This window comes from Pandoraea sp. NPDC087047 (genome assembly GCF_044745225.1).
In the GTDB taxonomy this organism is placed as follows: Bacteria; Pseudomonadota; Gammaproteobacteria; order Burkholderiales; family Burkholderiaceae; genus Pandoraea.
On sequence record NZ_JBIUZU010000011.1, the window covers coordinates 109890 to 123910 of the forward strand.

Below are 14021 nucleotides of genomic sequence, written 5' to 3' on the forward strand. Positions count from 1 at the left end.
CGAACGCTCATCGCGAAAAGCTATCGGGAGTGCATTTGCGTGTGCCGCAAAAGCCTTTTGCCATAAGGGCTGCGGGCACCTCTGGGGAATGTGACCGAACGTTCTGCAACACGTGTGAGCATGCGTGTTTCGGGGACGGTGAAGCTAAGTGCAAATCCCAATGATCGCGTTGCAGCAAACCACACACAATAACGATTCCCTATGTGCGAACGAACCAAGAATTCGGCGCCACCTACGGGACGCAAGGCACTTTGCCGGCGACGCGAACCATAGCGTCATCTGCCTGCCTTGCGGTTGTCACAGACGATGGTGTCGTGGCGCTTACCTGCCATGCACCGCCAACCAGGAATGTGGCAGGAGACATGGCGAACAACGATTACATTCTCGAAACCCGCGGACTCACGAAAGAGTTTCGTGGCTTCACCGCCGTGAACGGGGTCGACCTGCGCGTCGCGCGCGGCACTATTCATGCGCTCATCGGACCGAACGGCGCCGGCAAGACGACCTGCTTCAACCTGCTCACGAAATTCCTCGTGCCCAGCGCCGGAACTATCACCTTCAACGGTGAAGACATCACCCGCGAAGCGCCCGCCCAAATCGCACGACGCGGCATCATCCGCTCGTTTCAGATCTCCGCCGTATTCCCGCACCTCACCGTGATCGAGAACGTGCGCATCGGTCTGCAACGCAACCTCGGCACCGCGTTCCACTTCTGGAGCAGCAGCCGCACATTGCACCAACTCGACGCCCGCGCCATGGAATTGCTCGCGGAAGTCGGCCTCACCGAATTCGCCCATACGCTCACCGTGGAATTGCCGTACGGCCGCAAACGCGCGCTCGAAATCGCAACCACACTTGCTATGGAACCCGAACTAATGCTGCTCGACGAACCCACGCAAGGCATGGGGCACGAAGACGTCGATCGCGTCACCGCGCTCATCAAGAAAGTGTCGGCAGGGCGCACGATTCTGATGGTCGAGCACAACATGAACGTGATCGCGGGCATCTCCGACACCATCACCGTGCTTCAGCGCGGCGAGGTGCTTGCCGAAGGGCCGTATCACGAAGTCTCGAAGAATCCGCAGGTGATGGAGGCTTACATGGGCACCGCGGACGGCGAATTGCAGGGAGCCCACGGGTGAGGACGGCTATGTACGGTAACGGCGGCAGCAACCCGCGCGGCGAGCGCGGCAAAGGCGCAAATGTGCCCGCACTGGAAGTCGAAGGCCTTCAGGCCTGGTACGGGGAATCGCACATTCTGCACGGCGTGGATCTGACCGTGGGACGTGGCGAAGTCGTCACGTTGCTCGGTCGCAATGGCGCCGGGCGCACCACCACGCTGCGCGCCATCATGGGACTGACCGGACAGCGTCAGGGATCGATTCGCATCGGCGGCGAAGAAACCATTCATCTGCCGACGTACAAGGTCGCGCATCACGGTGTGGGCTATTGCCCCGAAGAACGCGGAATTTTCGCGAGTCTTTCGTGCGAGGAAAACCTGCTGCTGCCGCCGTATATCGGCGTGAGCGGCAGTCGTCGCGAGGACGGCGCACTCGGCATGTCGATCGAAGAGATCTACGACATGTTTCCGAACCTGAAGGAGCGTCGTCACAGTCAGGGCACGCGCCTGTCGGGCGGGGAACAACAGATGCTGGCGGTCGCGCGCATTCTGCGCACTGGCGCCAATCTGCTGTTGCTCGACGAAATTTCCGAAGGTCTCGCGCCGGTGATCGTGCAGACATTGGCGCGCATGATCACCACGCTCAAAGCGCGTGGCTACACCATCGTGATGGTGGAACAGAATTTCCGTTTTGCGGCTCCGCTGGCCGATCGCTTCTATGTGATGGAGCACGGCAAGATCGTGGAGCGCTTCGGCGCTCCGGAGCTGGAGACGAAGATGCCGGTGCTACATGAGTTGTTGGGCGTATGAGGTGAGCTACCCGGCGCGCATGCGTGCCGGGCGATGGACCCAGGCGATCAAATCCACGAAGGAGACGAAGATGACGATGCGCATGAAGGTGTTGGCCGTTGCGGCTGCAGTCGGTTTTGCGGCAATGGCCTCGCAGGCCCGTGCCGACGGCAATACGGTGAAGATCGGTTTCATTACCGATATGTCGGGCCTGTACACCGACATCGATGGGCAGGGCGGCGCCGAAGCCATCAAGATGGCGATTGCCGACTTCGGCGGCAAGGTGCTCGGCAAGCCGATCGAACTGGTCACGGCCGATCACCAGAACAAGGCGGACGTTGCGGCCTCGAAGGCCCGCGAATGGTTCGACCGCGGCGGCGTCGACATGCTCATCGGCGGTACCAACTCGGGCACCGGCCTGGCGATGAACAAGGTCTCGGCCGAGAAGAAGAAGGTCTACATCAACGTCGGCGCCGGTTCTGACGCCCTGACCAACGACCAGTGCCAGCCGTACGGCGTGCACTACGCCTACGATACCGTCGCGCTCGCACGCGGCACGGGCTCCGCCGTCGTGAAAGCCGGCGGCAAATCGTGGTTCTTCCTCACGGCCGACTATGCCTTCGGTCACGCGCTGGAGAAGTCCACGTCAGACGTGGTGAAGGCCAACGGCGGCACGGTGGTGGGCTCGGTGCGTCACCCGCTCTCGGCGTCGGACTTCTCGTCGTATCTGCTCCAGGCACAGGCTTCCAAGGCGCAAGTGCTGGGTCTGGCGAACGCCGGTGGCGACACCATCAACGCGATCAAGGCCGCGAAGGAATTCGGCATCAAGGGCAAGATGCAGATCGCCGGTCTGCTCGTGTTCATCAACGACATTCACTCGCTCGGTCTGGATAACACCGAGGGCATGTACCTGACCGATAGCTGGTACTGGGACAAGGACGACAAGACCCGCGCCTTCGCCAAGCGCTACTTCGAGAAGATGAAGAAGATGCCGTCGAGCCTGCAAGCGGGCGACTACTCGGCGACCACGACGTATCTGAAGGCCGTGCAGGCCGCTGGCACGACAGACGCCGACAAGGTCATGGAGCAGCTCCACAAGATCAAGATCGACGACATGTACAGCAAGGGCTACATCCGCAAGGACGGCACGATGGTCCACGACATGTACCTGATGCAAGTGAAGTCGAAGAAGGAATCGAAGGAGCCGTGGGACTACTACAAGGTGGTCGCTACGATTCCAGGCGACAAGGCCTTCACTACCGAAGCCGAATCGACCTGCAAGCTCAAGTAAGCACGGCAAGTCAGCGATGCATTGATAGCTGATAGCGGCGGGACGCGTGTCCCGTCGCGACCTTTCTCCCAGAGAATCGATTTCGATGGAATTACTAGGCATCCCTCTGCCGGCGCTGTTGAGCCAACTGCTGCTCGGACTCGTGAACGGCTCGTTCTACGCCATGCTGAGCCTCGGCCTGGCGGTGATTTTCGGCCTGCTCAACGTGATTAACTTCGCGCACGGCGCGTTGTTCATGCTGGGTGCCATGCTCGCCTGGATGGGCGGCAACTATCTCGGCCTCGATTACTGGGTCATGCTGATTCTCGCCCCCGTCGTGGTGGGCCTCGTCGGCATTGTGATCGAGCGCACCATGCTGCGCTGGATCTACAAGCTCGACCATCTGTACGGTCTGCTGCTGACGTTCGGCATCACGCTCGTGCTCGAAGGGGTTTTTCGTTCGATCTACGGCGTGTCGGGACAGCCGTTCGACGCGCCTGACGCGCTCTCCGGTGCGACCAACCTCGGCTTCATGTTCATGCCGAACTATCGCGCATGGGTGGTGGTGGCCTCGCTCATCGTGTGTTTCGCGACGTGGTTCGTCATCGAGAAAACGAAGATCGGCGCGTATCTGCGCGCAGGCACGGAGAACCCGAAGCTCGTGGAAGCGTTCGGTGTGAACGTGCCGCTCATGATCACGCTGACGTACGGCTTCGGGGTCGCGCTCGCCGCGTTCGCCGGGGTGCTCGCCGCGCCCGTCATCCAGATCTCGCCGCTCATGGGGCAGTCGATGATCATCACCGTATTCGCGGTGGTCGTGATCGGCGGCATGGGCTCCATCATGGGCTCGATCGTTACCGGTCTGATGCTCGGGGTGATCGAAGGCTTCACCAAGGTGTTCTACCCGGAGGCGTCTGCGACCGTGGTGTTCGTCATCATGGTGATCGTGTTGCTGCTGCGCCCGGCTGGGCTGTTCGGCAAACAAAAGTAAGGGGCGGAACAATGCAACAACAGATGCAACAACGCGTGCTGTATTCCCTTGCGCTTCTCGCATTGATCGTCGCACCGTTCGCCGGTGCGTATCCGGTCTTCGTCATGAAAGTGCTGTGCTTCGCGCTGTTCGCCTGCGCGTTCAATCTGCTGCTGGGCTTCACGGGGCTGCTGTCGTTCGGTCACGCGGCGTTCTTCGGCAGCGCGGGTTATGTCACGGGCTACGCGATTCGCAATCTCGGCTTCACGCCGGAGGTCGGCATTCTCGCGGGCGTGGTGGCGGGGGCCGTGCTCGGGCTGGTGATCGGATTGCTCGCGATCCGGCGTCAGGGCATCTACTTCGCGATGATCACGCTGGCGCTCGCGCAGATGCTCTACTTCCTGTGTCTGCAAGCACCGTTTACCGGCGGTGAAGACGGCCTGCAAGGGGTACCGCGCGGCAGCCTGTTCGGTGTGCTGCCGCTCGACTCGGATCTCACGCTGTACTACGTGGTGCTCGCGATTTTCGCGCTGGGCTTCCTGCTCATCATGCGCATCGTGCATTCGCCGTTCGGTCAGGTGCTCAAGGCGATCAAGGAGAACGAGCCGCGTGCGATCTCGCTCGGTTACGACGTCGATCGCTTCAAGCTGCTCGCGTTCGTGCTGTCGGCAACGCTCGCGGCGCTCGCCGGTTCGACCAAGACCGTGGTGCTCGGCTTCGAGACGCTCACCGACGTTCATTGGACGATGTCCGGCATGGTGATCCTGATGACGCTCGTGGGCGGTCTGGGAACGATGCTTGGCCCGGTCGTCGGTGCGGTGGTGATCATCGTGCTGGAGAACAAGCTCGGCGACATCGGCAACTGGCTCGCGACGGCCACCGGTGTGACGTGGTTCCAGACGCTCGGCGAGTCGGTAACGATCGTCATCGGCGCGATCTTCATCATCTGCGTGCTGGCCTTCCGGCGCGGGCTGGTGGGTGAGCTCGCGGCGCGCAGCCGGTTCTTCCGGACGATGTCGCAACAGCCGTAAATCGGGACGAATGACGCGGGGAGTGGCGGGCGAAGCAGTGGGCGGGGCCGGTGGTGAATGCACCCGAGTGGGGCATGCGCTCATCACCCTGGCGCACGAATGTCAGAAAAAACCTAATTCGTAGGGGTAAATGCTGACTTGTGGTGCATTGGGTGCTCCTTTATTCTCTCCCTCAGTTCGCGTCACAGCAGGATATAGGGGCGAGGAACGAGGAGACAACAAGCGCGAATAACGCGCACCGCCAAAAAAGAAAGCGCTGTTGGAGAAGACTCCAACAGCGCTTTTTATATTGTGCTTCGCCCCCGCGCGCGAAGCCTTCATCTGCCCGCAGGGCACCCCAAGCTCACCTTTACGCCGTGTTGCGAGAATCGCGTCGCTCAAATGCGCGCAATGCGGAATAAAGACGCTATGCTCGCCGTTTTCGTCTGACTTGCTGTGGCAGCCGGAACGACTCCGGCGGGTATGTATGGGGAATGTATGTTGACGAGTTGGGCGCTGACCGATTTGCTGATGCTCGCAGGCGGGGCATTTCTTGCCGGTCTGGTCGATGCCGTGGTCGGCGGTGGCGGCTTGATTGCCGTGCCGACGCTTTTCGCCGTCTTTCCCAATGCTGCGCCACCGCTGCTGTTCGGCACCAACAAGATGGCCGGCGTCTGGGGCACGGCCTCGGCTGCGCTGCGCTATGCGCGCGGTATTCAACTGCGCTGGGCCATTCTGCTGCCCGCGACCGTCGCCGCCTTCGTGTTCTCTTTCTGCGGTGCGTATGCCGTCACCCATGTGCCCGCCGACATGCTGCGCAAGGTACTGCCGTTCGTGCTCGTGGCCGTGGCGATCTACACCCTGCGCAAGAAGGATTTCGGGACGGTCCACGCCCCTGTGAAGGGTGGGACAGGGGTGACCCTCATGGCGATCGCCGTGGGCGGCGCCATCGGCTTCTACGACGGTTTCTTCGGCCCCGGTACGGGCAGCTTCCTTGTGTTTTTGTTCGTCCGGCTGTTCGGGCAGGACTTCGTCAACGCGTCGGCGTCGTCGAAGATCGTGAACGTGGCGACCAATCTGGCGGCCTTGCTGCTGTTCGGCATGGGTGGGCACGTGTGGTGGCAGGTCGGCGCGGGCATGGCGGTGATGAATGTGCTGGGCAGCCTGGTGGGCAGCCGGCTCGCGCTCAAGCATGGCGTGGGCTTCGTGCGGCGCATGTTCCTGGGCGTGCTCGCCGTGCTGATCGTGAAGACCGCGTACGACGCGTTCTTCCGTCGCTGATTGGGCGCCCGATGTGGTGGATGCCACACGTGGGGAAACCGCACTTTACGAACTGGCGCCCGTGCCCGTAAGATGGGCGACAATTTGCCGACTGCGCGGTCGGTTAATGTCAAAAAAACGAATTCGAAATTTTTGTGAGGAGACCCAAATGAAACTGAAGTTGCTGTGCATGGCATCGGCGATGATGCTCGTCGTGGGCGTTGCGAACGCTCAGGTGAAGATTGGCGTGTCGCTGTCGGCGACCGGTCCGGCGGCTTCGCTGGGCATTCCCGAAAAGAACACGATTGCGCTGATGCCGAAGACGATCGCCGGCCAGACGGTGCAATACATCGTGCTCGACGACGCGACCGACACCACGACCGCCGTCAAGAACATGCGCAAGCTGATCAGCGAAGACCACGTCGACGCCGTGCTCGGCTCGACCGTGACGCCGAACTCGCTGGCCATGGTCGACGTCGCGGCCGAGACGCAGACGCCGGTGATCTCGATGGCCGCAGGCGCCGCCATCGTCGAGCCGGTCGACGCCAAGCGCACGTGGGCGTTCAAGACCCCGCAAAACGACATTCTGATGGCCACCGCCATCGCCAAGCACATGGCCGATCACGGCGTGAAGACGGCGGCGTTCATCGGCTTTGCAGACGCCTACGGCGAAGGCTGGTACAAGGAATTCCAGAAGGCTGCCGATCTGAACAAGATCAAGATTGTGGCCAACGAACGCTTCAACCGCGCCGACACGTCGGTGACCGGTCAGGCGCTCAAGATTATGGGTTCCAACCCGGACGCCGTGCTGATCGCCGGTTCGGGCACGCCGGCAGCGCTGCCGCAGCGCACCCTCAAGGAGCGCGGCTACAAGGGCAAGATGTATCAGACGCACGGTGTCGCGAACAACGACTTCCTGCGCGTTTGCGGTAAGGACTGCGAAGGGACTTACCTGCCGGCCGGTCCGCTGCTCGTGGTCGAGCAACTCCCGAACGACAATCCGGTGAAGAAGTCGGCCGCCGCGTACAAGGCCGCTTATGAGAAGGCCTATGGCGCGGGTTCGATTTCGACCTTCGGCGGTCACGCCTGGGACGGCGGCCTGCTGTTGCAGGCAACCATTCCGGTGGCGCTCAAGAAGGCCAAGCCGGGCACGCCCGAATTCCGTGCAGCCCTGCGCGACGCGCTGGAGAACGTGAAGGACCTGCCGGGCACCGCCGGTATCTTCAACATGAGCAAGAACGACCACAACGGTCTCGATCAGCGCTCGCGTGTGATGGTCCAAATCGTCGACGGCAAGTGGAAATTGGCGAACTGACGCGCGTCGGGGCTGCCTATAGCATGCAGGCATGCCCCGCTGTCACGTTGGAAGGATCTGCGGTAACTGAGCCCGGGTCGACCGACCGGGCCGGAAGAACGGGCGTTCGCGCCCGTTTTTTTTGAGCGTGGTAGTTTCGCGCTTCGCAAAGAGACGGCAGGACATGCATTTACGAGCGGCACATGAGAGGCCGCATTGTCCCAACCTGATCGCCGCAGCCGGGGGGCTGAACGGACGATCCTTTCGAGCGTAAATCCATGACGGGTGAATTCGAACACCGCAATCTATCTCTGGTGTTGCTGCAATCGCGTGAAGCGGTGATGGGGCTGTTCCGGCCTCTGCTCAATTGCTACGACATCACGGAACAACAATGGCGTGTCATACGGGCCGTCAACGATAGCGAATCGGGGGAAATGGAAATCGGCCAGGTCGCGCGCGAGTGCTGCATTCTCAGCCCGAGCCTGTCGGGCATGCTCGAACGCATGGAGGCGTCGGGTCTGATCTTGCGCCGCCGCGTGGCCGCCGATCAGCGGCGCGTGATGGTGTCGCTCACGCCGTCGAGCCGCGCGCTGTGCAGGAAGCTCGGCCCGCTGGTCGAGGAGCGCTACCGCTATCTGGAAGACAAGGTCGGACGCGATACGCTCGCCGAGATCTACCGGTTGCTCGATGTCGTGCGCGATGCGCTGCCGGCCGAAGTGCTGGCCGACGCGCCGTCGTTGCCCGCCCGGCCGCGCCGCCGCCGCAAAGTCGCGGACTGACGGCTGGCAGTGCTCATGTCGCCCGACACGAAGCAGACGGGCGACGTGGGAAGGAGAGGAAGGAACGGGTGATGGCGCGCATTGGGACGCCACGGGGTTCGATGACTCCCTGACGCCCGATCGGAGGTGGGGACGAGGCGTTTGTGGAGACCGGACGCCATCGTCTCAGTAGTCACCCGAGTTTTACCAATGCATAACGATTTATACAATTCATAATTCGCTGCGCTGCTACACGGGGAACGTGAGGGTGTATCGATATGAAGGGGAACGGGGTGGCAGCGCGCTGCACCGTGCATCACACCGGCTGTCTCGCCAGCCGGTTCAAGAAGTACTCAAACGAAGTGAGAGGAGCATGGATCTTTCGATTGCAGCCATCCTGGCGCAGGACGGCATCACCACGGGTGCGATTTATGCCTTGCTGGCATTGGCGCTCGTGCTGGTGTTCTCCGTTACCCGCGTCATCTTCATTCCGCAGGGCGAGTTCGTGTCGTATGGCGCGCTCACGCTGGCGGCACTCCAGACCCAGAAGTTTCCGCTGACGAGCTGGCTGCTCGTGGCCATGGGCATCTGCACGTTTATCGTGGAGACGGCTGGCGTGTTGCGTCACAGCGAGCGCCGCAAGCTCGCGGGGCGTCTTGTGCCGGTGATTGCGGGCAAATACCTTGTGTTCCCGATTGCCGTGTTCTTCGTGGTCAAGGCGCTCGCGCCGATGACATTGCCGATGCTCGTGCAGATTGCAATCACGTTGCTGCTCGTCGTGCCGATGGGGCCGATGCTCTATCGCCTGGCGTATCAGCCGCTGGCGGAGGCGAGCACGCTGCTGCTGCTGATCGTCTCGGTGGGCGTGCACTTCGCGTTGACGGGGCTGGGGCTGGTGATGTTCGGGGCGGAAGGTTCGCGCACGCAGCCGTTCTCCGACGCGAGTTTCAACATCGGCTCGGTGATGGTGTCTGGCCAGAGCCTGTGGGTGCTGGGCGTCTCGATCGTGATGATTCTGGCGCTGTACTTTTACTTCGACCGCTCGCTCTCGGGCAAGGCGTTGCGTGCAACGGCCGTGAACCGTCTGGGCGCGCGTCTGGTGGGCATCGGCACGGTGCAGGCGGGGCGTCTGGCGTTCACGCTGGCGGCCGTGCTCGGCGTGCTGTGCGGCATTCTCATCGCGCCGATCACGACCATCTATTACGAATCGGGCTTCCTGATCGGGCTGAAGGGCTTCGTGGGCGCGATCATCGGCGGTCTGGTGAGTTACCCGGTCGCGGCGCTCGGCGCCATTCTGGTGGGGCTGCTTGAGTCGTATTCGTCGTTCTGGGCGAGTGCGTACAAAGAGGTCATCGTCTTCACGCTGATCCTTCCCGTGCTGCTGTGGCTGTCGCTCACCAGCAAGCATGTGGAAGAAGACGAGGAATAAGCCGGGGCGGATGACAGAATGAAAAACAAATACTTCCTGATTTTCCTGGTGGTGCTGGCGGTGTTGCCGGTCCTGCCTGCACCGGTGCGTTTGCCTGAGTATTGGGTGACGCTGCTCAACTACATCGGCCTGTACAGCATCGTCGCCATCGGCCTCGTGCTGCTCACGGGGGTGGCCGGCATGACCTCGTTCGGACAGGCGGCGTTCGTCGGTCTGGGCGCGTATGCAACGGCCTATCTGACGACGGCGTATGGCGCGTCGCCCTGGCTGGGGCTGATCGTCGGCGTGGCGATCACGGCGGCGGCGGCACTCGTTATCGGCGCGATCACGATGCGTTTGTCGGGCCACTTCCTGCCGTTGGGCACGATTGCGTGGGGGCTGGCGCTGTACTACCTGTTCGGCAACCTCGAGTTCCTGGGCAAGTACGACGGCCTGAACGACATCCCGACCATCAACCTGTTCGGCATCGAACTGGCGAGCGGACGTCAGATGTTCTATCTGATCTGGATCGTGGTCGTGCTGGCGGTGGTGTCGATCAAGAACCTGCTCGACTCGCGTCCGGGCCGTGCCATTCGCGCGCTCAAGGGCGGTGGCGTGATGGCCGAGGCGATGGGCGTGAACACGGCGTGGATGAAGGTCGTGGTGTTCGTCTATGCCGCGGTCCTGGCGGCGATTTCGGGCTGGCTGTACGCGCACTTGCAGCGTGCAGTGAATCCCACGCCGTTCAACCTGAACCATGGCATCGAGTACCTGTTCATGGCGGTGGTCGGCGGCGTGTCGCACGTGTGGGGCGCGGTGCTGGGTGCGGCGATCCTCACGGTGCTCAAGGACTACCTGCAGAACATTCTGCCGGTGTTGCTGGGCGCGAACGGCAACTTCGAGACAATCGTCTTCGGCATTCTGCTCGTGCTGCTGCTGCAATATGCGCGCGACGGCGTGTGGCCGTTCTTCGGCAAGATCTTCCCGGCGCGTCGTGTCGCGAAGGCGCCTGCGCAGGCTGAGCCGTTGGGTCATCGCGCCAAGCCGGCGGTTGGCGAGGTTGTGCTCAAGCTGGAAAAGGCGCGTAAGGAGTTCGGCGGCCTGGTGGCGGTGAACGACGTGTCGTTCGAAGTGAAGGCGGGCGAGATCGTCGGTCTGATCGGCCCGAACGGCGCCGGCAAGTCCACTACGTTCAACCTGGTGACCGGTGTGTTGCAGGCCACGCGGGGCGAGATTTCGTTCCTGGGCGAGCGGATCGACCGTCTGCCGTCGCGCGAGATCGTGAAGCGCGGCATTGGCCGGACCTTCCAGCACGTGCGTCTGATGCCGCATATGAGCGTGCTGGAGAACGTGGCGATCGGTGCGTATCTCCGTGATAAGAACGGGCTGCGCCGTCGTGCGCAAGGCGGTGTGTGGTCGAGCGTGCTGCGTCTGGACCGTCACGAAGAAGCCATGCTGTTGAACGAAGCCAGGCAGCAGATCGAACGTGTGGGCCTCGGGGCGCACATGTACGACGAGGCGGGCAGTCTGGCGCTGGGTCAGCAGCGTATTCTGGAAATTGCGCGTGCGCTGGCGTGCGATCCGACGTTGCTGCTGCTCGACGAGCCGGCTGCGGGCCTGCGTTACAAAGAAAAGCAGGCGCTGGGCGATCTGCTCAGGAAGCTCAAGGACGAGGGCATGAGCGTGTTGTTGGTCGAGCACGACATGGACTTCGTGATGAATCTGACCGATCACCTAGTGGTGATGGAGTTCGGCACCAAGATCGCCGAGGGGCTGCCGGAAGACGTGCAGAAGAACCCGGCGGTGCTCGAGGCGTACCTTGGAGGAGTGGAGTGATGGCAGACGCGATTCTTGAGGTCAAGGACCTCGCTGTTGCATACGGCAAAGTCGAGGCGTTGCATGGCGCGCATCTTCGAGTCGGCGCGGGGCAGATTGTCACCGTGATCGGTCCGAACGGTGCGGGGAAGTCGTCGATGCTCAACGCCATCATGGGAGCGCTGCCGCACAACGGTTCGAGCAAGGGGAGCGTGGTCTACCTTGGTCAGGAGATGTCGGCGCTGACCATCGAAGCGCGCGTGTCGCGTGGCATGTGTCTGGTGCCGGAAAAACGCGAGCTGTTCTCGACGATGACCGTGGAGGACAACCTTTTGCTCGGTGCTTACCGACGCAAGCGGGCAGGGGAGAAGAACTTCCTGGATCAGATGGAAGTGGTCTACGCGCTTTTCCCGCGCCTCAAAGAGCGTCGCGTGCAGCAGGCGGGGACGTTGTCGGGCGGGGAGCGTCAGATGCTGGCGGTGGGCCGTGCGTTGATGGCCAAGCCGCAATTGCTGATGCTCGACGAGCCGAGCCTTGGGTTGGCGCCGCTGATCGTGAAGGAAATCTTCCATATCATCAATGACTTGCGTAAGACAGGCGTGGCAACGCTGCTAATCGAGCAGAACGCACGCGCGGCGTTGCAGGTGGCCGACTACGGTTATGTGATCGAGACGGGCGAGCTGGCGCTGGAAGGTCCGGCGCAGGAGTTGGCGAGCAATCCCAAGGTTATCGAGACCTATCTGGGGTTGGCAAAAAAGGCTGCCTGAGCGTTATCGCTTGCTTGAAAGTTGTTTTGAGAAGGCCCGCCGATTTGGCGGGCTTTTGCGTTTCTGACGATGGTTCTGAGGGTTTGGGATGTTTCGAACGGTCGTTCGTGATCGGATATCTGGCCCTATTACTTTGGGCGAGTGGCGAGCGTTATTTGTGAATTGCCGCAGATCACTTATTCACAGTTGCTTGTGGATATGTGTAAGTGGTTCAAATCTATGGCGCACCGCCGCAATAAGGGGTTTCGCGATTTTTCAGAAATTCTCGCGGATTTGGTGCACTAGGTTATCCACAGAAAAGCAAATTCGTTATCGTCGTTTGCAGATGTCGTGCGCGGATGTGGACAACCTGGCGTGAAGTTCGTAGTGGTTTGATATCGGGGGGGGGGGCTTTCGACTTTTTGCAGATGGTTTTGGTTTGTGGGTTTCACGTGGAACGGTGGTGTTTCTGAGATGTTGCCGAGCGAGGTTTTCGTTGCTTGGGTGGGCATCCGGAGGTGGTGGTTTCACGTGGAACTGCAGTCGGGGCAGCAGGGGATGGTTCTTGGAAATGCTGGGTTGTTCTCTCTGACATCCGGGCAGTGGGGATCGGGAGTGCCCTGACTACGCTCCCACTTAAAGTCGCTCCGTCAGGGCACCCCCGATCCCCACCACTCAAATGCCCAGGGCTTGTGCCGCAGGATGTTCGCCGGTTGCGTGCTGTTGCCGCCGCGTCGGACTACGGGGCACTTGGCTTGCAAGGCACTGTGTTTTCATACACGTTCGGATGCTCGGCTGAAGCTCTGTGGAGCGCTTAAGCGTTATTTGCACCACGTCCCGCGAATACCGCTTCGTTTCTCTCGTGCGTCCGGGCAGTGGGGATCGAGGGTGCCCCGACTGCGCTCCCACTTAAAGTCGCTCCGTCAGGACACCCCCGATCCCCACCACTCAAATGCCCAGGGCTTGCGTCCCCGTGTGCTTGTTGGTGACGTAGTTTTCCCGCTGTCGGACTACCGAGGCATTTGGCTCGTGAGGCACTGTGTTTTCATACACATTCGGATGCTCTGCTGAAAACTTTGCGGAGCGCTTCGGCGCTATTTGCACCATATCCCGCGAATACCGCTTCGTTTCTCTCGTACGTCTGGGCAGTGGGGATCGAGGGTGCCCCGACTGCGCTCCCACTTAAAGTCGCTCCGTCCGGACACCCCCAATCCCCACCACTCAAATGCCCAAGGCTTTGCGCCCAAGTGCGATGTCGTCGACGTTGTGACTCGACCTCGTCTTTTCCTACTCACGACGTTTGTTTGTGAGCACGAAGTGCCTCAAGACAACCCGCGCATATTAGGTGCAACGACGCCGTTCATCACCATACTCGGAACTTTCAGCGATGGTGTGGCGGGTTGGCTATGGAGCAGACCAATTCCTCCGTTTCACGTGAAACGTGACAGCGAATTGATCGCCGGTTTGCCTTGAGCATCAGATTGGCGGAGATTACCGGTGCCCTGACGGAGCGACTTTCAAGTGGAGCGCAGTCGGGGTGCCGGTGATCTCCGCAGCCCGGAAGCGGGAGAGGACCGGGAC

General features: G+C 61.4%; 11 protein-coding genes. All 11 read left to right on the forward strand.

The window, feature by feature from the left end; genetic code table 11:
• Positions 1 to 362 precede the first annotated feature (362 nt).
• The gene (locus ACIPHM_RS20520; protein WP_400332238.1) at positions 363 to 1142 is read left to right on the forward strand and encodes an ABC transporter ATP-binding protein; all 780 of its coding nucleotides are present in this window, start codon (positions 363 to 365) and stop codon (positions 1140 to 1142) included.
• 8 nt (positions 1143 to 1150) lie between these two features.
• On the forward strand, positions 1151 to 1930 hold the full coding sequence (locus tag ACIPHM_RS20525; RefSeq protein ID WP_400332240.1) for an ABC transporter ATP-binding protein: 780 nt from the start codon (positions 1151 to 1153) through the stop codon (positions 1928 to 1930).
• Between the two features lie 76 nt (positions 1931 to 2006).
• Complete coding sequence (locus tag ACIPHM_RS20530; RefSeq protein WP_400332502.1) at positions 2007 to 3200, forward strand: ABC transporter substrate-binding protein; 1194 nt, start codon at positions 2007 to 2009, stop codon at positions 3198 to 3200.
• An 85-nt stretch (positions 3201 to 3285) separates the two neighbouring features.
• The gene (locus tag ACIPHM_RS20535; RefSeq protein WP_400332241.1) at positions 3286 to 4170 is read left to right on the forward strand and encodes a branched-chain amino acid ABC transporter permease; all 885 of its coding nucleotides are present in this window, start codon (positions 3286 to 3288) and stop codon (positions 4168 to 4170) included.
• Between the two features lie 11 nt (positions 4171 to 4181).
• Complete coding sequence (locus ACIPHM_RS20540) at positions 4182 to 5180, forward strand: branched-chain amino acid ABC transporter permease (RefSeq protein WP_400332244.1); 999 nt, start codon at positions 4182 to 4184, stop codon at positions 5178 to 5180.
• A 477-nt stretch (positions 5181 to 5657) separates the two neighbouring features.
• Positions 5658 to 6440, forward strand: coding sequence for a sulfite exporter TauE/SafE family protein (locus ACIPHM_RS20545; protein WP_400332247.1), 783 nt, complete (start codon positions 5658 to 5660; stop codon positions 6438 to 6440).
• A gap of 148 nt (positions 6441 to 6588) precedes the next feature.
• Complete coding sequence (locus ACIPHM_RS20550) at positions 6589 to 7734, forward strand: ABC transporter substrate-binding protein (protein WP_400332250.1); 1146 nt, start codon at positions 6589 to 6591, stop codon at positions 7732 to 7734.
• A gap of 257 nt (positions 7735 to 7991) precedes the next feature.
• Entirely contained in the window at positions 7992 to 8492 is a 501-nt protein-coding gene (gene hpaR / locus ACIPHM_RS20555; protein ID WP_400332253.1) for a homoprotocatechuate degradation operon regulator HpaR, read from the forward strand.
• 352 nt (positions 8493 to 8844) lie between these two features.
• A complete protein-coding gene (locus ACIPHM_RS20560; RefSeq protein ID WP_400332255.1) occupies positions 8845 to 9900 on the forward strand; it encodes a branched-chain amino acid ABC transporter permease in 1056 nt (351 codons plus the stop codon).
• Positions 9901 to 9918: 18 nt separating this feature from the next.
• Positions 9919 to 11715, forward strand: coding sequence for an ATP-binding cassette domain-containing protein (locus ACIPHM_RS20565; RefSeq protein WP_400332258.1), 1797 nt, complete (start codon positions 9919 to 9921; stop codon positions 11713 to 11715).
• On the forward strand, positions 11715 to 12461 hold the full coding sequence (locus ACIPHM_RS20570) for an ABC transporter ATP-binding protein (RefSeq protein ID WP_400332260.1): 747 nt from the start codon (positions 11715 to 11717) through the stop codon (positions 12459 to 12461). Before ACIPHM_RS20565 ends, ACIPHM_RS20570 begins: the two co-directional genes overlap by 1 nt.
• Positions 12462 to 14021: the final 1560 nt, after the last annotated feature.